This window comes from Colwellia sp. Bg11-12 (genome assembly GCF_014076955.1).
Classification (GTDB): domain Bacteria; phylum Pseudomonadota; class Gammaproteobacteria; order Enterobacterales; family Alteromonadaceae; genus Colwellia_A.
In genome coordinates this window covers 168232-189120 of sequence record NZ_JACGUZ010000059.1, presented here as the reverse complement: position 1 = coordinate 189120, position 20889 = coordinate 168232, and the positions used below count along the sequence as shown (strand labels likewise).

Annotated in this window: 16 protein-coding genes; 7 read left to right on the top strand and 9 right to left on the bottom strand. The window is 38.6% G+C overall.

Going from position 1 to position 20889, the window contains the following annotated elements:
- Positions 1 to 66 precede the first annotated feature (66 nt).
- Positions 67 to 360: a hypothetical protein gene (locus H4J39_RS06790; RefSeq protein ID WP_182182292.1), complete on the top strand. Its 294-nt coding sequence runs from the start codon at positions 67 to 69 to the stop codon at positions 358 to 360.
- A gap of 143 nt (positions 361 to 503) precedes the next feature.
- Here H4J39_RS06790 and H4J39_RS06785 read toward each other — a convergent pair whose 3' ends face one another.
- A complete protein-coding gene (locus H4J39_RS06785; RefSeq protein ID WP_182226740.1) occupies positions 504 to 1208 on the bottom strand; it encodes an exonuclease domain-containing protein in 705 nt (234 codons plus the stop codon).
- 16 nt (positions 1209 to 1224) lie between these two features.
- Positions 1225 to 3102 (bottom strand): putative nucleotidyltransferase substrate binding domain-containing protein, encoded by a 1878-nt coding sequence (locus tag H4J39_RS06780; protein WP_182226739.1) that lies wholly within the window; start codon positions 3100 to 3102, stop codon positions 1225 to 1227.
- Positions 3103 to 3417: 315 nt separating this feature from the next.
- Here H4J39_RS06780 and H4J39_RS06775 point away from each other — a divergent pair, with 315 nt between their 5' ends.
- The 4 genes from H4J39_RS06775 to H4J39_RS06760 all read left to right on the top strand — a co-directional run bounded on the left by H4J39_RS06775 (position 3418) and on the right by H4J39_RS06760 (position 7300).
- Positions 3418 to 3669, top strand: a complete 252-nt coding sequence (locus H4J39_RS06775; RefSeq protein ID WP_182182295.1) for a DUF4212 domain-containing protein — start codon at positions 3418 to 3420, stop codon at positions 3667 to 3669.
- The gene (locus H4J39_RS06770) at positions 3669 to 5408 is read left to right on the top strand and encodes a sodium:solute symporter family protein (protein WP_182226737.1); all 1740 of its coding nucleotides are present in this window, start codon (positions 3669 to 3671) and stop codon (positions 5406 to 5408) included. Before H4J39_RS06775 ends, H4J39_RS06770 begins: the two co-directional genes overlap by 1 nt.
- A 236-nt stretch (positions 5409 to 5644) precedes the next feature.
- Entirely contained in the window at positions 5645 to 6085 is a 441-nt protein-coding gene (locus H4J39_RS06765; RefSeq protein ID WP_182182297.1) for a hypothetical protein, read from the top strand.
- A gap of 504 nt (positions 6086 to 6589) precedes the next feature.
- Positions 6590 to 7300, top strand: coding sequence for an ABC transporter substrate-binding protein (locus H4J39_RS06760; RefSeq protein WP_083277950.1), 711 nt, complete (start codon positions 6590 to 6592; stop codon positions 7298 to 7300).
- Positions 7301 to 7619: 319 nt separating this feature from the next.
- Here the strand turns inward: H4J39_RS06760 and H4J39_RS06755 are convergent, their stop codons facing one another.
- The gene (locus H4J39_RS06755; RefSeq protein ID WP_182226735.1) at positions 7620 to 8492 is read right to left on the bottom strand and encodes a carboxylate/amino acid/amine transporter; all 873 of its coding nucleotides are present in this window, start codon (positions 8490 to 8492) and stop codon (positions 7620 to 7622) included.
- A 265-nt stretch (positions 8493 to 8757) separates the two neighbouring features.
- On the opposite strand from H4J39_RS06755, the gene H4J39_RS06750 reads away from it, so the two are divergent.
- Positions 8758 to 9180: a VOC family protein gene (locus H4J39_RS06750; protein ID WP_182226733.1), complete on the top strand. Its 423-nt coding sequence runs from the start codon at positions 8758 to 8760 to the stop codon at positions 9178 to 9180.
- A 96-nt stretch (positions 9181 to 9276) separates the two neighbouring features.
- Here H4J39_RS06750 and H4J39_RS06745 read toward each other — a convergent pair whose 3' ends face one another.
- The 3 genes from H4J39_RS06745 to H4J39_RS06735 are packed head-to-tail and all read right to left on the bottom strand — an operon-like array spanning position 9277 to position 14232.
- Positions 9277 to 12375: an efflux RND transporter permease subunit gene (locus H4J39_RS06745; protein WP_404842683.1), complete on the bottom strand. Its 3099-nt coding sequence runs from the start codon at positions 12373 to 12375 to the stop codon at positions 9277 to 9279.
- Positions 12375 to 13481 carry an efflux RND transporter periplasmic adaptor subunit gene (locus H4J39_RS06740; protein ID WP_182226731.1) on the bottom strand — a complete coding sequence of 369 codons (1107 nt, stop codon included), beginning with the start codon at positions 13479 to 13481 and terminating at the stop codon, positions 12375 to 12377. The genes H4J39_RS06745 and H4J39_RS06740 overlap by 1 nt, the downstream gene beginning before the upstream one ends.
- A 28-nt stretch (positions 13482 to 13509) precedes the next feature.
- Positions 13510 to 14232 (bottom strand): TetR/AcrR family transcriptional regulator, encoded by a 723-nt coding sequence (locus H4J39_RS06735; RefSeq protein ID WP_182224472.1) that lies wholly within the window; start codon positions 14230 to 14232, stop codon positions 13510 to 13512.
- A 187-nt stretch (positions 14233 to 14419) separates the two neighbouring features.
- Here H4J39_RS06735 and H4J39_RS06730 point away from each other — a divergent pair, with 187 nt between their 5' ends.
- Positions 14420 to 17857, top strand: a complete 3438-nt coding sequence (locus tag H4J39_RS06730; RefSeq protein WP_182226729.1) for a PAS-domain containing protein — start codon at positions 14420 to 14422, stop codon at positions 17855 to 17857.
- 23 nt (positions 17858 to 17880) lie between these two features.
- Here H4J39_RS06730 and H4J39_RS06725 read toward each other — a convergent pair whose 3' ends face one another.
- From H4J39_RS06725 to slmA, 3 genes are all read right to left on the bottom strand, one after another.
- A complete protein-coding gene (locus tag H4J39_RS06725) occupies positions 17881 to 18540 on the bottom strand; it encodes a response regulator (RefSeq protein WP_404842686.1) in 660 nt (219 codons plus the stop codon).
- 195 nt (positions 18541 to 18735) lie between these two features.
- Positions 18736 to 20208: an aminoacyl-histidine dipeptidase gene (locus H4J39_RS06720; RefSeq protein ID WP_182226725.1), complete on the bottom strand. Its 1473-nt coding sequence runs from the start codon at positions 20206 to 20208 to the stop codon at positions 18736 to 18738.
- Between the two features lie 94 nt (positions 20209 to 20302).
- The gene (slmA, locus tag H4J39_RS06715; protein WP_182226723.1) at positions 20303 to 20887 is read right to left on the bottom strand and encodes a nucleoid occlusion factor SlmA; all 585 of its coding nucleotides are present in this window, start codon (positions 20885 to 20887) and stop codon (positions 20303 to 20305) included.
- Between the last annotated feature and the right edge of the window lie 2 nt (positions 20888 to 20889).

Below are 20889 nucleotides of genomic sequence, written 5' to 3'. Positions count from 1 at the left end.
TGGGTGCTTTTATTTTTCAAAAATAAACACTAGGAGGCCTCTAACAACAATAAAATAGGTGGTTTCATGGCTAGACTAAAACAGGCAAAAGTAGCATTACAAGAGTCATACGATTGTTTTAACCAAGCAGTAGAAAAGCAACTCCCCGCATTAGCACTGTCAAATACCGACTCTATTAAAAATTTACTCGATATCGTTATTCGCCGTGAATCACTTTCTGTCGCTAAGAAAAGTAGCTTCCCTAATAAGCTTTCTGCCGATTTAAGAAAAAAATTAGCTGACGTATTATTGCTCATCGATAAAGTTGATATTGAAATAATTAAAGCGAATGCTAAATCACCCTCAATCGATAAAGCATAATCAGCCACGAGATCTCATTTCAAATAAAAATAAGTGCATTTGCACAGTGGTATTTTTTCAGATTTAACTTTCCACATGAAAATACCACTGCCACTTTGCACGAATGACTTACGCATAATTTTAACCAGCAAACTCAACAACAATTACAGCAATAAATCGTTAAGTTTAAGTGTATTATTATTAGGCATATTGCTCACTTGTACCATTAATAACTCAGCCGTTGCTATTGCGTCATTTAAAGCATTATGAGCAAAATGATTAGGCAAGCCATGCTGATAACGCAAAGCTGACAATCTTAAGTCTGAAGGGTCGTAAGCGACATCTTTTTTATCTAATTGCCGTTTCGCTATCATTAAGGTGTCTATCATAGGAAAAACCGGCGCTACGCCATAAAGTTCAAGGCATGCTTGTTGCAAAAACTGCCTTTCAATTCGTGCAAAATGCACTAACATCACTTTTCCAGCTAATGCTTTGAGCAACACTTCAACTACTTCTTTTAATGGCGCACCTTGTTCTTTTTGCTGATCGGTTATCTGATGAATAATCACGTTATCTGCTGAAAGCTCATCTTTGGTCTTTATTATTTGGTGATAACTGTCTTTTAACGATATCTGCTGCTGTTTTATCCCGATAAAGCCCACACTCAGTAATTTATCATTAATGGCGTGAAGGCCTGTGGTTTCAAAATCAACTGACAAAATATCAATATCACTTAAAGGTGTATTGGGGTCAGGAAATTCTATTGAAAGAAAGTCTTTTAATGCTCCCTTGGGGGCACGTGCCCAAGCACGTTTACGCTGCGCTTCATAGCCGAATAACCTATAAAAAAAGGGGTGATTGCTGATCATACTTATACCATTCTCTTTAAGACGTTGACTGACGACTGTCTTGCAATGCTTTAATAACTTTAAAAGCATCTTTTAAATGCTCACGTTCGAGTTTAGATAATTTCTTAGGAGACAAATAATTATTAGCCTCTTTGTTTGCTTGCAATAAATTAGCTTGGTGCTCTAAACGTAAAATCCCCAAAAATTCATAAGCATCAATTAAATTAGCGGCTGACTCTCTAGAAATAGAAGGAGTTCCCGCTGCTTTTTGTAAGCGTTCAATGGTATTTACTGATGCAATGCCTTCGGCCAACGCGTAAATTCTTGCTAGATCAACAATCGGCGCAATACCGTTATGTTTAATGTCTAAGCTTGATTTATGGTCGCCATCCGAAATAAGAACAAAATCACGAAAAAAGCCAAGTGGAGGCCTTAACATCAAAGCATTTCTTGACATGTGTGCGAGAAACAAACTATTGCCACTCGTTTTTTTCAATAGCTTAACGCGTACGTCATTAAGCAAAGATTCATCACCGTGTACTGTTGTTAAATCAAAAAAAACACACCCGTTTAGCAACGCTTGTGGACTTGGCGTATTTACCCATTGTTCAAAGTATTTGTGCCATTTTTTTTGAGGCTGTCGCCATTTAGGGTTAGTTGCCATAATATCGCCAGGACATAACACAAAACCACACGCGGCAAGACCATCACAAACAAAAGAAGCTAAATTTTCAAACCATGCCTCATGTTCAGGCCTTAAATCGTCAGAAATAATCAATGCATTATCTTGATCAGAATGAGCAAGTTGCTCTTGTCTCCCTTGAGAACCACAGGCTAACCACGCATAAGGCACGGGCGCTTTACCATTGATTTTTTCTGACATTTCAATAATTCGAATGGTAAATGCCATAGTTATCGCGCTAATGCTTTTACCAACATGATCAGCACTTGTACCGAGTTTAGCCATACGGATCTGTAATTTTGGCAACAACTTACTAATACGAATCAAATCATTAATAGTACCCGCTTTACGGATAATGCTGGTGATATTCACAGCATTATGACCTTCATTATTCATTAAGTCAGTGATAGTAACCATTGCCACTAATTCACCGTATTCTCCAGATTGGCTAAAACCAGTAATGGGTAAATGGTGAATGCGCTTACTGGTCATCAACATGAGCGCGTCATAGGCGCTACTTTGCTCGGGTAACGTTGCCATATCTATTGTCATGATTTCACTTACGGGGCGAGTAAAAGGTAAACCTTCCGCTACGCACCGTCGACGAATATCTTTGTCAGTAACTATGCCAACAGGTACACTTGCTGTATCTTTTTCAGGATTAACCACCACTAAACAAGAAACATCTTTTGCTGTCATTTCTATCGCCGCTTGTTGAATACTTTGTTCGCTATTAATGGTTAATACTGGCTTATGATAAAATTGGCTAATCGGGTTATTAATCAACGAAGAATTGATAATCGCATCTTCATTTACCTTGCTCATTTTGCCTTTTAAACGCTCTGCGGCTGTTTGCATAAAGAAGGCGTCTATTTGCGGATAATCAGTCACTAAAGATAACAATTTTTGATAGTCAAGACTGTACAGTAAAGTGTCTTCTTCTGTGTTTACATTCACTTCATTACGTTGCGCGGGGCGACAAAATACACTACAAATTTCCCCTTCAGTATATTTCCCGACTAACTGGCCATTATGATCGGTATAAACCAATGCGCCTTTGCGTAATATATAAAGACGCGCCTCTTCAATACCTTTGGGTGGCAAGGGCTGTTTAGCTCTTACGTAACAAATATTAATTTCTTTGACCAGCTGTAAGGTCACCGTTTCTGGTAAGGTGTCGAAGGGTGGAATAGCTTGAATAAAAGCACTAATTTCGGCGAGTTCACTGTCCATATTGTTGCTGCCTTTAACGAAGAAAAACTTAGTAGATAGCTATTTTTAGTGCATTTAACCCTCTCGCGTCAACCATAAAACACAAGATCTAGACTAAAGTGTAATACCTCAACTCTAAAAACCTTGTTAGTGTCAATACTAGTTAAATTTCACTATGAATTTTGATCTGGGTTTTATCATTGGTCCGAATTAATAGTAAATCTAACGACTACCTTAATTGGTAAAACAGGTGATAAATCAAGCGTAAAAAAATAATAAACGCTTTACATAATAACTGGGTTAAACCCAGATAAGTTAAGTTGCTAGGAGAGGATAATGGAAGAGAAACAGTCATATTGGTCAGAAAATCTGCGCCTAATATTTATATGTCTTGTTATCTGGTTCGTGGTTTCATTTGGTTTCGGTTTGCTATTAGTTGAACCCTTAAATGAAATTCGTCTCGGTGGGTACAAACTTGGTTTCTGGTTTGCACAACAAGGTTCAATTTACACATTTGTCGGATTAGTTTTTTGGTATACCAAAAAAATGAACGATCTTGATAAAAAATATAACGTCGAGGAATCATAATGGATGAGTTAAAACTCTATACATACATTGCGGTATTCGGTTCTTTCGCCGTTTACTTTGCTATTGCCTGGTGGGCACGTGCAGGTTCAACCAGTGACTTTTATGTTGCCGGTGGTGGCGTTACACCCTTGCAAAATGGTATGGCGATTGGTGCCGATTGGATGAGTGCTGCGTCATTTATTTCAATGGCGGGCATGATTTCTTTCCTAGGTTACGGTGGCTCAGTTTTCTTAATGGGCTGGACTGGTGGTTATGTACTTCTGGCCATGTTACTTGCACCTTACATGCGAAAACACGGTAAATTTACAGTACCTGAATTCATTTTTGACCGTTACTACTCAAAAACCGCACGTGTTGTTGCCGTTGTTTGTTTAATCATCGCGTCTTTAACTTACATCATCGGTCAAATGAAAGGTGTTGGTGTTGCTTTCTCTCGCTTTTTAGAAGTTGAGTATGATAATGGTCTTTACATCGGTATGTTCGTTGTTTGGGTTTATGCCGTACTCGGTGGTATGAAAGGTATTACTTACACGCAAATCGCTCAGTACATAGTATTAATTTTTGCTTATACAATTCCAGCAGTCTTCATATCACTTCAGTTAACAGGTAACCCTATTCCACAGTTAGGTTTAGGCTCTACATTAGCCGACGGTAGTGGTGTTTACTTACTCGATAAGTTAGATCTTGTAGTGACTGAACTCGGCTTTAAAGAGTACACCACTGACAACATGGGTGGCACAGTAAATATGTTCGCTTATACCTTGTCACTGATGATAGGTACTGCAGGTTTGCCTCACGTTATTATGCGCTTTTTCACGGTACCATCAGTAAAAGCGGCACGTCAGTCAGCAGGCTATGCGTTAGTTTTCATCGCATTGTTGTACACAGTTGCTCCTGCAGTTGGCGCAATGGCGCGTTTAAACCTAATGAATACTATAGAACCAGTAGCGGGTCAAAATTTAGATTATGCTGAGCGTCCTCAGTGGTTTAAAGATTGGGAAAAAACTGGCCTATTAAAGTATGAAGAAAAAAATGGCGATGGTAAAATTCAGTACACTGCAGATAAAGCGACCAATGAAATGGTTAAAGTTGACCGCGACATTATGGTATTGGCTAATCCTGCAATCGCTAACTTACCAAACTGGGTCATTGCTTTAGTTGCCGCAGGTGGTTTAGCTGCCGCGTTATCTACCGCAGCTGGCTTATTACTAGCGATATCGTCCTCTATTTCTCATGATTTAATGAAAGGTATATTAACACCTGACTTATCAGAGAAAAATGAGCTACTGGCCGGTCGTATTGTCATGACAATATCGGTTCTCGTTGCTGGCTGGCTGGGTTTAAATCCGCCTGGCTTTGCCGCAGGAACGGTGGCGCTAGCCTTTGGTTTAGCCGCATCGTCAATATTCCCAGCGTTAATGATGGGTATATTCGCTAAAAAAATGAGCGGTAAAGCAGCGGTTGCTGGTATGATTTCAGGTATCGGTGTCACTATGTTGTACGTATTCCAACATAAAGGCATTATGTTTATTCCTGGCACTTCATTCCTTGGTGATATGGGTCCAAACTGGTTCTTCGGAATTTCACCAAATGCTTTTGGTTCAGTAGGGGCAGTTGTTAACTTTGCAGTAGCTTTCGCTATGTTAAAAGTAACAGGTCCAGCGCCAGCTCATATTCAACAAATGGTTGAAAACTTCCGTACGCCACATGGTGGTGTTTCAGAAGCACATGATCACTAATTAGTCTAACAACGACTTATTGATTGATTAAACTAAAGCCCTATTTAACGTTTATAAATAGGGCTTTTTATTTTCTAATTACGATATACTCAATCAATCTAATCTGTCAAAGCAGACGTAATTCTTACCTCCGAACTGGCTAAGTAGCCGTCATCCTAAATTTATTTCAGGATCTCGATTTAAGATACTAAAATAAATTCAGCATGACGAAGTAACATACACTCATAGGAAATTTTATGAACAAACACACTAAAACAGCTATTATTGTTGCCCCTATTCTGACTATTTTAGGTTTTGCATTAGCTGATTTATGGGAAGAAAATAGCGCGAGCCAAGCGCGAGCCTTTGAATTAGTACCGTTTGGGCATTGCGATGTGAGTAATCAAAAATGTATATTAAAAACTGGAGAATTTGAAGTTAATGTCATGGATGAGAAAGGAATAACAACGGTAAACTCTACGTTTCCTATCGACACCGCGACTTTATTTCTGGTCGATAAAGCCAACCAAGCGACCCCTTTTCAGTTGGGAATGAAAGACTCTCCTTATTACTGGAAGCGCGAAACACCTCTCGGCAGTTTGATTGCCAATAAAGGCGAAAGCTACAAATTACGCTTAATCATTGAGATTAAAGGGGGTAAATATTTTTCTGAGTTTTATACCCAAACGATTAATTAAACCTCAAACATAGACAGCCTTCGTTCATTTATCAGTTAACGCTAACAAAGTGGTATTAGTGATCATAAGTACTCAATCACCTATTAGTGATTTGAGCCGCAGATGAATGTCTGTGACTACGTATAATGATTGATACTAGTCTCATTTACGGCTAATTATTTTTAAAGGGATACAGCAAAGATCGCTTTTCTGAAAAGACGATGTTTCAGTCATAATACTTGAGATTCAATCAGCAATATTTAGGATCATTTTGTGCGCATTACGGAAATAGATAATAATTTACTTCGACTCCCGCTATTGTCTTAAGAGCGGTCATTATAGGAGGAGTTTATTTAGCGAACTCTTTCCATAAAAAAATCTCTGCTTACGTCAACGATTCAGGAAAGGTTATTATTTACAACCTAAGGTAGTTGAATCCATTAGAGGATGCCATACTGATTAAAGCCCTCACAAAATCACTAGAAACAAGGATCATTTATCTCCATTTTTAAAATTTTAATTACCATGTTTTTATTTTTATACTCTTTTAAATCATCATCTTCTGAGTCAGAAATAATTGTTTTTGGGGCAAATGAGAAGTTGGTTGAGCAATATGCCGCCCAATATGTGATTGAGAACATATATAGTTCTTTAGGATTAAAGATGAGTGTAATACCTCTCCCTCCTGCGAGGGCTAAGAACTTAAACTTAAATAAAAGCATTGATGGCGAAATAGCGAGAATAAAACCTTATGGCAATAATAAGCCAAGTTTAATTAGAATTGAGCCTAGTTATTACTATCTAGAGTCGGCGGCTTATTGCTTGAAGGATTCAACTTTAAAGATAACAAGCGCTAAAGACCTTAATGGTTTAAAAGTTGCGACCATTCGTGGTGTTGCTCATTCAAATGAAGCCACAGCAAACTTAAAATATGTTAATAAAGTAAGTTCAGCTATGCAGTTATTTGAATTCTTGAAACGTGGAAGAGCCGAAGTAGTAATAGACACTGAAATAAATGGAAGACGAATTTTACAACTAGATAAATATTTTCCTTTTGTGAAAAATTGTGGAGTGTTTGCAAGGTATGGCCTTTATAACTATATAAATGATAATAAACAAGAAGTAAGCAATCGTGTATCAAGTAAAATTAGGGAACTACAGATATCGGGTGAATTAGAAAAGCTAGTTAAAGACGCTGAAATAAAAGCTTTATTACTAGGTCCAGAGTACTTTTGATTAAATAATTATTAGTATAAATCCTTAAAGTCCGCTGTTGGCAAAAAAGACGTCCTTAAAATTCGAATTTTAGTTTATATGAAAGGTCAGTAATGTGGCAAAAGTTAGCGTTCTGAGGTGGACCCAACAGGATCCTGTGCCACCATTTCGTTCATTCATTTAATTGTATTGGCATAACTTAAAAGTACTAAAATATTTATCGGCAATTGAATATCACTCGCTACAATCAATTGCTCTGACCCTTTGATTTTCTTATCTTGGCGGTCTGGTTAACGTTGCCAACAGAAACTTGGTTTTTGTCATCTTTTAATATTGTAGGCTAGTCAACAGGCAAGACTTTGCCCTTCGAAGGTATAGTGCTTATCTGATTAAGTAATAAAGCGGCCAAAATAATCCCACCACCAATACTTAACCTCAGTATGTCCGCCTCCCGGTTCCATATCAGTACATTAACAACAATACCTGCTGGAATAAGGACATTATTCATTGCGGCTAACGCACCTACATTGACTAACGTCGCGCCTTTATTCCACCCAAAGTAGCCTAAACCCGAAGCAACGATGCCTAAGTAAATGAGCACTCCCCACTGAATTGGTGTACTGGGTAACTTATCTGTATTGCCAAATAAAACATAACACACAGTAGCGACTAATAATGCGCCAATAAAAAACCACCCAAATACAGTTTTATGATCCAGCTTACTGTTGCTCATTAAACGTTTGTAAGTCACTTGCCCTGTGGCAAAACACATATTGGCGGCTTGTACTAATAATAAGCCCATCAAAAAGTTACTATTAATACTTTCATAGCGAATAGCTAACGCACCACATACGGCAATAAGGGCTATAACAAAAAAACGAGGGTTAAAATGCTTTTCAATCGCATCGTTTAGTAGCGTAATATAAATGGGGGTCATTACCGTAAATAATAATACTTCAGGCACAGATAAATATAAAAAGGAGTGATAGTAAAAACTATACATGGCGCCAAGTTGTATCGCGCCAATAAACATGAGCTTTATAGCTAAGGGCTTTGGTGTTTTTTTAAAACTTAAAAACGGTAAAAAAACTAAAGTAGCCAGCGCAATGCGCATCAAAACGCTAAACCACGCATCAACTTGACCTGCTAAATAAACCCCAATTAAACTAAATGAAAATGCCCAAAGCAGGGTCACTGCAAATAAATAGCCCATAAATATCATCGTTAATTAATTAATGGCGACAGTCTATCTCTTATAAAAAATAAAATCTCTCCATTGGGTTTTTATAATAATGACTTTATGCCATAACGCTAGCTAACTTACCTATCGTTAAATTAGCGGCTAGCAGCGTTACCATATTTCACTTTCCTTGAGATTATCGACAGTAAGGGTAATAATATAAATGTATTACAAACAGCTTCCCTCAAGCTAACTTAAGGTTTTATAGTGCCGTCACTTTTAATAACCAAGGATCTTTATGCTACACATCGAACATATAAACTTAGTCGTACATGATATTCCAGAAACTCTTACTTTTTACCAAGCCGCCTTTCCTCATTGGAAAGTGAGGGCTAAAGGCACCGCTGAGTGGCACGGCGTAGCACGCAATTGGCTACACTTTGGTGACGATTATCAATACCTAACGTTCAATGATGATGGTGTAGAAGAAAATCGTGATTTAACGGGTCACCAAGTAGGTTTAGCGCATTTTGCCTTTGTAACTCATAACTTGTCTGCAATGAAAAGTAGATTGGCTGAAGCAGGCTTTGCAGTACATAAACAAGGGGCTGAAAATCCATATCGGGCTAACTTGTATTTTCTAGACCCTAATGGCTTTGAAGTAGAATTTGTCGAATATTCTAGCGATTTACCCGAACAGCGTAATAGTAGCGATGAGTAACTTAATACGCTAAAAGCGAAAGGGCATCACTTAGCCATAAGTGATGCCCTTTTCTTTTGAAGTAAACGTTTAAAACACAAGTCTTAATCGTTAAATTCAGATTACTGCGGTTGTGATGTCTTGTTTATGTTCCGCTAAAACCTCTCTGCGCTCTGCAAATAACAGGTAAAAACTGGGTAGCACAAACAGTGTAAATATTGTACCTATAAACATACCAGCCACAAGAATAATACCAATACTATTTCGAGCTTCTGCTCCGGCTCCAGTAACCAACACTAGCGGAAAGTGACCTAAAATAGTCGCCGCAGTAGTCATGAGTATTGGACGCAAACGTGTCGTTGCCGCCTCGGTAACAGCTGCTAATTTATTAGCACCCGCTTCCTGTGCATGATTAGCAAATTCAACAATCAAAATACCATTTTTAGCAATCAAACCAATTAAGGTGATCAAGCCAATTTGTGAGTAAATATTAATGGTTGTTAGCTCCATATAAGGTATTACCAATGCTCCTGACAAGGCTAATGGCACACAACCTAACAACACCACAAGGGGATCCCTGAAGCTGTTGAATTGTACCGCTAAGACCAAAAACACGATCAGTAATGACACACCTAGCACCATCACTAAAGTACTACCTTCTTTGCGAAGCTGACGTGATTCACCTGCATAGTCGATACTGTAACCTGTAGGTAACATGTTTCTTGCGGCATTTTCTAATGTTGCTAGTGCTTGTTCTTTGTTAACACCTGGCGCAACGCCACCATAAACTTTAAATGAAGCTTGTTGAGCGAACGTTGATAATTCTCGTGGTACTGTTTTCCATTTTAAATCAGCAACAGCTGAAACAGGTATTAATTCCCCTGAAGGTATTTTAATGTTCAGTGCTAGAATTTCTTCTGTTTTTCCGCGCACGTTATTATCGACCATAGGAATAACGCGATATGCTTTGCCGTTAGCATCAAAACGGTTCACGAAGTTACTTGATAGCAAAATACTCATTTGCTCACTAATATCGGCAACACTCATCCCAAGGTCAGCAATTTTTTGACGATCAAGTTGTAATTCAACTTGTGGTAAATCTATTTTTAAATCCGTGTCTGCAAAAAGAAAATTGCCACTCGCAAAGGCAGCACCTACTAATTGATCCGCATAGCTTTTCATTTCGGCATATGAAGCCGAAGATTTAACCACCATTTCAATCTCAAACTGTCCTGCCGTTGGCAGTGAACCTGGTAATATGGGTAACATATTTAAACCCGGAATTTGTGCCAATTTGCCATACATTTGAGGAACAAGTTCCTGTGATGAATAATCACGGTCGTCAGCACCCACTAGTTCTAAACCACCAAACCCACCTGAAGTAAACAGTAGTTGCCAAACTTTTAAACCGCCTTCAATGTCTTGCAGTGTTTCCACCACTGGATCCATTTGAGCAACGTTATAGGTCAATGAAGAATCAGGAGGTGACATAACAACAAACATGACCATTGCTTGATCTTCAACAGGCGCTAACTCTTTCTTTGATTGCAAATAAAAAGGTACTGAGAGTAAAGACACTACCGCTGCAATCAAAAAAACTTGCCCCTGCCATTTGAAAATACGCTGTAATAATTTTCCATAGGCTTGCTGAATATTCTCAAAGAGTTGGTTCACTTTTCGCGTTAACCAACCTTCTTCTCCGCCTTTAGGCAGTATATGTGCGCTCATTACCGATGATAAAGTAATAGCAACAATTCCTGAAATAATTACCGCAATTGCCAGTGTAAAAGCAAACTCTTTAAATAAAACACCGGTTAAGCCTGATAAAAAACCAATCGGTGCATATACCGCAGCCAAAGTTAAGGTCATTGAAATAATAGGAACGAGCAGCTGTCGTGAACTTTCTAAAGCCGCGTCAAATTTTGAATAGCCCTTGCGCATTAATCGGGCAACGTTTTCAACGACCACAATCGCGTCATCAACAACTAAGCCAACCGATAGTACAATGGCTAATACCGTTAATAAGTTCAGTGAAAAACCCATAAATGACATTGCAGCCACCGCGCCAAGAATAGAAATAGGTATGGTGATCAAAGGTACCATTGCACTTCTAAATGACCCCATTAACAAGAGAACGACCAAACCAACTAAGACGACAGTTTCCATTAAGGTGATAAAAATTTCACTTAATGCATCACGCATATAAAGTGTGCCGTCAAAGGCAAAATCAATTGTCATACCTAAGGGTAGTGTCTGATTTAACTCAGCAATTTTTTTATATAGGTTGTCACCGATATCAATTTCATTGGCACCCGGTAATGGCCAAATTGAAATATAAACGGTGTCTTTATCATTGAGTCTTGCCGTGATACTGGCATCTTCAGCGGCTATCTCTATACGAGCAATATCTGTTAAATGAATCGTTGCTCCGTCACGATTTGCTACCACTAATTCTTCAAATTCACTTACTGATGTTAATTGGCTATTCGCAACAATATCAATACGCTGTTGGCTATTTTCAGCATAGCCCATCGTTGCGATACTGTTATTGGTAGCTAAAGCTTGATACACATCTTTTGAACTTAAGTTAAAGGCCGTAAGCGCTTGTGTATTCAACCAAATGCGCATCGCTGGTGTTCTAGCACCTTCAATACCAACACGTTGTACACCTTCTATCGCGTTGAGCACCGGATTCACTTGTCGAGTTAAGTAATCGGTAACTTTAGATAATTCATTGCCATTAGCATTAACATTTAAATAGAACACGGCAAAAGGACGATCGGCTCGGCTCACCGACACGATAGGGTCTTGCGAACCTGTGGGTAATTCATAACGAATTTGACTCAGTCGCGCGGTTAATTCGGCCAAAGCCAATGTACTGTTTTCATTTAAGTTAAGCCATGCTGTGACTTTACTGCTACCGGAAGTCGTTTTAGACTCAACATACTCAACCCCTGGAACTGTTGCGGCAGCACGCTCTATAGGTTCAGTGACAAACCCTTGTACCACTTCGGCAGAGGCGCCAATGTAATAGGTATCGATTACTAACGAAGCACTTTCTATTTTTGGAAACTGTAAAACAGGTATTTTACTAATAGACCAAAGACCAGCTAAACAAATGATAATAGACAAAACTAAAGCGACCACAGGACGGCGGACAAAGATGTCCATGACTGAAGCTTTGCTACTCGACATTGGGCTTGAAGTTTTTTTCATTATAGCGCCCTAGTTTTATCAGCCGTATTAGCCGACAAAGACTCAGCAACATACACTTTCATTTGTGGAAATAATTTGAAGGCGCCTTTTGTGGCAATGAGTTGTCCTTCTTTAATACCCGATAGCACTAATACACGGTCATCATTTCGGTCTCCTAATATAACGCTCACTTTTTTAGCGCGGTAGGCTCCTTCGCCTTCAGCTTCTAGAATAAAGACATAACTGCCTAGAGGATCACGCGTAATAGCTACATCCGGAACTGAAATAACCAGGGCCTTCGCGGCAATGGGCGAGTAAACACTGACTAGGGTATTAGGTTTTAAGGCTAATAATGACGATTTCACTTGTGCTCGATATTTCAAGCTACGTGATGCACGTTTAAGTTGTGGGTCGATAGCAATAATTGTGGCATCAAAAGATTTCAGCTGGTTCATTGGGTTGATTTTAACAACCGAGCCAACCACAAGCTCTTTGTAGACTTGTGGCAAGTAGAAATCAACCCAAGTAAATTCATTCACACCAATCAAAGTGAGTACTTGACTATTTTTATCTAAATATTGTCCTATTTCCAGATTATGAATAGCCACTTTTGCATCAAAAGGTGCACTCAGTTTTTTCTTATAGATAGTTGTTTCTAATATCGCTACATCTGACTTAGCCACTTCAAACGCAGCTTCAGCTTGATCGACAAGCTCAGCACTAATTTCGTTATTTTTCTTCAACTCAATATAGCGACGATAAGTTTTTTTAGTGAACGTTAGCTGCGCTTGTGCGGCTATTAACCGAGCATCTTCATCACGGTGGTCAATTTCAACAAGTACTTGACCTTTTTTAACTAAATGACCTGACCCAGCATTGATTTCGATAATTTGCCCAGCAAATTCATTATTCAATGACAATGCTTTAAACGCTTGTACTTCGCCACTAACTTTCAGCATTTTTTGATAGTCAACAAGCACGGCTTTAGTCGCATTTACCGTTGCTGAAGGCTCTGGCATTTGCGCCCCTGAAGAGGATGCTTCTTGTAAGAATGTTTTATAAAAATACAAGCCACTAATCACCGCGGCTAAAATTATAATAGTCATGATCCATTGACGGATTTTCATATACTTTCCTTTGTTTTTTATCATTTTGTTATCTAAGCTCTGATATAACGAGTTGCTGAGCTACTTTTTCAATATCTTGTTCACTGACTTTTTGTTGCCAATCAAAGGTATTAATAAAACGCTGTAAGTTAAGAATATGTACATTATCGGTTGATAAAGAGGCGATACTCTCTTGTATTTCGTTTTCTTGGTTGGTGCTTCTACCATGATGAATTCTTACTGTTTGAAAATACCCTACATTTAAAGACCATGCTCCAATGTTTATTTGTTCCATGGCATTGATGCCAGATTGCAATTCTTTAGTATCTACTGCCGTTTGTAAAAGTACCTGAAAAGAATCCTCACAGACTTTGCTACAGTTGATCATATAATCAAGCCAGCGTTGCGAACATCGTTTCATAATGGCACGAGTGTTTACGATACTTTCTAGTTGATCATCAAAGCTAAACATTTGTACTTTTGAAAAATCGAGTAAGCTCAAAGCAATAATTCGTTCAGGTGTCGTTAGTGAGAGTGCAAGCACTTGACTAAAAACCCGATGCTTTTCTTGATACATTTTTGTTGCTAAAGCAATCAGTAAATCTTCTTTACATTGCACAAACTTATACACTGAGCCCATGGATAGACCCGCAGATTTAGCAATGGATGACATAGAAAAGTCTAACAATGTACTTTTTTCTATCGCGGTGACTGCGGCAAACAAAATTAACTTTTCTTGCTCTTCAATACTAAACTTTGGTGCTGGTGCCATGACAACCTCTTATAACCCTATCAATTCGAATGAAGTTCGAATGCAATTATATAGTATTGTTATTGAAGTGCAATACTCGAAAATTAATCCGTTAAAAATGTTTTATTAATTAGCCACTAACTTTAGTATAAATAAGCGAAGAGGCTTGGTATTGTAGAACGTATAAAAATAAAAATTGAGATGTATTATGTTTCCCAACTGGCAATTGTCTGTATTGAGTATTGGTTATATTGGCCTGCTTTTTCTTATTGCCTATTTAGGAAATAAATACCGACATAAAATCGTTCGCAAAAGTCAGGGAATTATTTATGCATTAACGTTAGGTGTGTACTGTACGTCTTGGAGTTTCTTAGGGACCACCGGACAAGCGTCGACAAACTTTCTTTCCCATATTCCTATTTATTTAGGCCCTATATTATTATTTGCTTTTGCTTGGCCTTTTATTCAACGTATTGTTCGTGTCAGTTTAAAATTAAACTTAACCTCTCTTGCCGACTTACTCGCTTCTCGTTACGGAAAATCACATAACCTAGCAATTATGGTCACGATTGTCGCTTTAGTCGGCACCATGCCCTATATCGCACTACAGTTAAAAGCGATTGTCTATTCTTTTCAACAACTTCAAGCAGAACAAACGTTAGTCACTTGGCGCTTTGGGCTTATTTCAAGCTTAGTACTTGCCGGCTTCACCGTTATATTTGGAATTCGTCATATCGATGTTACAGAACGCCACCCTGGCGTTATGCTTGCCATTGCTTTTGAATCTTTAGTAAAGCTTTTTGCCTTTCTGGCTGTAGGTATATTTGTCACTTTTTTCGTTTTCGATTCGCCCATGGATATTTGGTACAAATCAGGAGCAAATTTACAACTTGAGCAACAACTTAACTTCCCAAACATGATGTCAATGTTGGCTATGTTAGTGATTGTAATGGCAGCATTCTTGTCTTTACCTCGACAGTTTCAAGTGATGGTCGTTGAACTTAAAAACCCTAAAGATACTAAGCTTAGTCGAAAAGTATTCCCGCTCTATTTATTAGTTTTTGCTATTTTTGCTGCGCCTCTTGGCATCGCAGGCCAAATGATCTTGGGTGACACTGTGCCCTCTGATGCCTATGTTTTGTTCTTACCTTGGCATCATCAACAAACCTGGCTAACCCTGTTTGCTTTTCTTGGCGCGATTTCTGCCGCGAGCTCTATGGTTATTATTTCTTCTATAGCACTGAGTACCATGCTCAGTAATGAAATCGTTTTCCCCTATATTTTTCGTGCAAGTAAAACTAAAAACACCGACTTTGATGAGTTTCGAATTCGCTTGCTCAACATTCGTAAAGCACTTGTTTTACTTGTTATTTTACTCGGTTATGGTGTTTTCTTAATGACATCACCAGACACCCTTAGTTCGTTAGGTGAGATTGCTTTTGGTGCTTTTGCTCAATTAACGCCGGCACTGGTTGCTGCATTTTACTGGCGAAGAGCCAGTTTAACCGGCGTATATGCCGGTATATTAATTGGTTTTTCGCTTTGGCTAGTACTGAATTTTATTCCACAGTTTGGTTTATATGAACAACCCTTTACTGGTGGATTATTGTCAGCCAATACCACCGCAAGCTTGCTCAGTTTGGCCGTAAATATTGTTGTCATGTGGGCATTATCACAAATAAGTCGGCAAAGCGTACAAGAGCGTGTACAAGCGTCGCTATTTTTAGAGTGGCAAGTACCTAAATTGCTCAATTCCCAGAAAAAACGTCATATTGATGAACGCGATTTAGAAGTATTAGTTTCACGTTTTGTTGGTGAAGGAAAAGCAAAAATAAGCTTTAAGCAATTTCAACAAAGCATTGTCAAAAAAGAGGTTACACAAAGCGATTATAACCAACAGTTATTACTACATACTGAAAATACACTCGCCAGTGTTATGGGCGCGTCTTCAGCTTGCTTAGTCTTGTCTTCAGCCTTAGACGGTCGTGATATTGCCCTCGATGAAATTGCGGTATTAGTTGAAGATGCCTCGAGTCAGCAACGAACATTTAGTCAAAACTTATTACAAAGTGCAATTGAAAATGCGAGTGAAGGCATTTCCATTGTCGATAATGAACTTAAACTCGTCGCGTGGAACAATAAATATATTGACATGTTTTCTTACCCTAAAGAGTTAATTTATAAAGGATGTCCAATAAAGCATCTTATTAGATACAATGCCTCACGCGGCTTGTGTGGTGAAGGCGAAATTAGTCGACAAGTTGAAAAACGCTTAGAGTATTTAAGAAACGGAAGCCCTCATAGCTCTGAACGCCAAAATCCAAATGGGCAAGTCATTAGAATTCAAGGTAACCCTTTACCTGGTGGTGGCTTCGTCATGTTATTTTCTGATGTTACCGCTTATAAAGATGCTGAACGAGTATTGAAAGATACTAATATTGATTTAGAAGCCATTATTGCTGAGCGCACTAAAAAATTAGAAAAAACCAATGAAGACTTAGATATTGCTAGAACAAAAGCTGAACAGGCACATATTAAGAAAAGTTTATATTTGAAAGCCTGTAGTCATGATTTAATGCAACCATTGGAGGCCGCTAGGTTGTTTACTTCAGCCCTGAGTAGTCAAGGGAGTTTAAGTGAAAGTCAATTAAGACAAGTAAAAAACATCGATCATTCTTTAAAGGTTGCCAACGATTTACTGTCTGATTTAGGTGAAATAGCACGTATTGAAAGTGGTAATATTACCGCCCATTATACAATCTTTTCTGTAAATGATTTATTCAAAGATTTAGCACAAGAATTCTCAGCTTCCGCCGCTGAATATCACGTTGAATTTAGAGTTGCTTCTTGTAAAGCATGGATTACGTCTGACCGAAATTTATTACGTCGTATTTTACAAAACTTAATTGGCAATGCTTTTCGTTACGCCAGCCCAGGTAAAATTTTATTGGGGGCTCGCATTGTGGGCAAGCAAGTTAACATTCAAGTAGTAGATAATGGTCCGGGTATTCCTCTTGAAAAACAAAAAATTGTTTTCGAGCAATTTACCCAACTAGAGAATAGTACCAGTCATACGAGCAGAGGCTTGGGCCTTGGTCTTAACATTACCCAAAGTTTAGCCCAGCTATTAGAACACCCACTGTCGTTAAAATCTAAAGAGCAGCAAGGCTGTAAATTCTCACTCGCTATTCCCAAAGCTCAGCGACAATTTAAGATTAACATTGAGCAGCCCATCGCCAAAATAGGGTTAAAAGACGTTACCGTCATGTGTATTGATAATGATCCTGATGTACTTAACGGTATGACTGAGCTATTAAGTGCTTGGCAGTGTAATGTGCTGTCAGCTAACTCTTTTGAGCAAGCAAAAGAAATATTTTCGCTGCACGAAAATGAAGTTGAAATTTTATTAGTCGACTACCAACTCAATAATAACCAAGATGGCTTAACCCTTATTAAAGCGTTACGCGCCAGCAGTAATCATTATATTCCTGCGATATTAATTACAGCGACCACCGATAGTGATATTGAAGAAAAGACTCAGAAAGCTGACGTTGGTTTTATGAGGAAGCTTGTTAAGCCAGCAGCACTTCGCGCTATGATGAGCGCGATGTTGGCGAAGAAGTTACGAGATAATTATGCTGAGTAGTGTGAATTAAAAACAAGCTAATTTTAATTATTTATATTCGGTTCAGAGACATTAAGTGGTGCAATAGCGATAACGGCTTGCGTTCTATTACGGACATTGAGTTTACGAAAAATAGCAGTTGCGTGAGCTTTTATTGTTGCTTCAGATACATTCAGGTCGTAAGCAATTTGCTTATTTAATAGGCCTTGTGCAAACATCATTAAAATTCGATATTGTTGTTGGGTCAAACTTGCAACACGTTCAGCAATATTACTTTCACCATCACCTTTACTGGCCTGTTCAAAACTTTCTGGCACCCATACTTCACCCGCTAAAATCTGTTGAATAGCATAAATAATAGTGTCTACGGGCGTAGATTTTGGTACAAAACCTGCTGCTCCATACTCCATAGCTTTACGAATGGTGTCATTATCTTCATGCGCAGAAATCATTACTACAGGTATTTGTGGAAAGTGATTACGTACGTGAATCAAAGTATTAAAACCATGCGCACCTGGAATATTCAAATCTAACAGCACTAAATCACTGTCAGTATTGGCTGATAATTGCTGTTCAAGTTGTTCTATTGTTTGTGCTTCTAGCCACTGCGTTTTATTAAACTTAACATCGAGAGCCGCTAATAACGCCTGTCTAAATAAAGGGTGGTCGTCGGCAACTATTATTTTTTCTGGCTGAAACATAATGTCATACCTTAAAAGTTATTATTTTTAGTGTAGCGGAACTCAAAAAAAATGTTACTAGACCTTAGGCTAAGAAGTTAGATCTTGCGCCCTAGTCCTGAGGTTTATTTAAAAAGACGTTGTTCAGTTTATTTAGGCACACTTAACATGGTGCCCTTTAATAAACTCAACAACATACCTAACTGCTCAAACGATAAACTACGCTTTTTTGGGAATATTCTTCAATACTGCAACCAATAACTGCCAATAAAGCGCAACCGCAGCGACATTCACTTTTTCATCGGGTGAATGAGGAAATTTAATGGTCGGTCCAAACGAGACCATGTCCCAGTTTGGATAAGCGGTTTTAAATAAACCACACTCTAAACCGGCATGAATTACCATAATTTCAGGTACTTTATTAAACAGTGTTTCGTAGGTGTCACGGACAGTTTTCATAATACGGGAACTCGTATCAGGCTTCCACCCGGGATAAGCGCCAGAAAATTCAACCTTTGCTCCTGCCAATGTAAAGACTGAATTCACCATAGATTCTGCCATTAAACGGCCATCGTCATGTAAACTACGAATGAGAGACATTGCCACAAACTTACGTCCTTTACAGCGAACAACGCCTAAATTAAGCGACGTTTCTACAATACCTTCAATATCATCACTCATGCGAACAACGCCATTTGGGCAAGCGTTAAGCGCATTTAAAATTAACGATTGTGTTTTACTACTCCAACACTGGTCGAAAACTTCTGGTGAAATAAGTAACATATCGATATCAGTTTCAATGCTACCTAATGTCGTACGCAATGTGGCTAAATAAGTGGCTACGCTTACCTTAAATGCTTCAACATCTTTTGTTGCAATAACTAAACTGGCATCAGCTTCACGAGGAATTGCATTACGTAAGCTACCACCGTTTAAATCAACTAAGCGCAGGTCGAACTGTTGGCTCGCTTCAAGTAAAAAGCGCACTAAAAGTTTATTTGCATTGGCGCGACCTGTATCGATGTCGACCCCTGAATGCCCGCCTTTTAAACCAGAAAGAGACAAAGTAAATGAAGTAAAATCTTGTGCAACATCTTCAAAAATCAGTTTAAAGGTAGCTTCAGCGTCAATGCCACCCGCGCAACCCATATATATTTCGCCTTCTTGTTCAGAGTCGGTATTAATTAAAATATCACCGTCTAACCAGCCCGCCTCTAAGCCAAAAGCACCGCTCATGCCAGCTTCTTCATCTATGGTCACTAAAACTTCTAAAGGACCATGAACAATATCGTTACTTGCTAAAACCGCTAAAGCTGAGCATAAGCCAATGCCATTATCAGCACCTAATGTGGTGCCTTCTGCCGTTACCCATTGTCCGTCAGTTTCTTCAACGATATAAGGCTTTATAGCATCCGTTAAAAAGTCATGAACGGTATCCGCATTCTTTTGCGGTACCATATCCATATGTGCTTGAAGAATAACACCTTGGCAATTTTCCATGCCTAATGTTGCTGGCTTCTTAATGAAAATATTACCTACGGCATCTTCTTTTACCGCTAAACCTTGCTCTTTTGCCCAAGATTGGATCCAAGCAGATATCTTTTGCTCATGCTTTGAAGGGTGCGGAATGCTGCATACTTTTTCAAATAACTGCCATAAATTCGTTGGTTGAAGTTGTGATAAATTACTCACATTGTTTCCTTAATTTTATTTTAATACTTATTAGTTTATCTACTTGCTGAAATTGGTATTGCTAAGAATCGCCTTATAGCCTTTTGCGCGAATTTTATTTACCCGCCATTAAAAATTGCCATTGGTCATTGAAGTCTTCACTGGGCTTTTTGGTAAAACCTGAACGTACATACTGACTAATTTTTCCTTCAACAAAGGCGCCTAATATATTGGCTAATGCTTGCTCTGAAATACTAAAGCCTTTACCTTCACGTAATTTTCGTTCACGTAAAACTTGTTTAAATTGCGTTTCTAACTTTTCAAAATATTGATTAACCCGTGCACGTAATCTTTCGTTTTCACCCATTAACGCATCCCCTGCTAAAATACGGCACATACCCGGGTTACGTTCTGAAAAAACCAACAAAACATGCAAAATATGATGACAACGCACCAACGCTTCTTTGTGATCACTGAGAATTAAATTTACCCGTGAAAAAGTTGATTCTTCAATAAAATCAATTAAACCTTCGAACATACGCGCCTTAGAAGGGAAATGGCGATAAAGCGCAGCTTCTGATACGCCGACTTCTGCGGCAAGTTTCGCGGTCGTAATTCTCTGACCAGGACAAGTCTCTAGCATTTTGGCTAAACACTCTAAAATTTGTTGTTTGCGATTAGGTTTTTGCGCTACGGTCATAA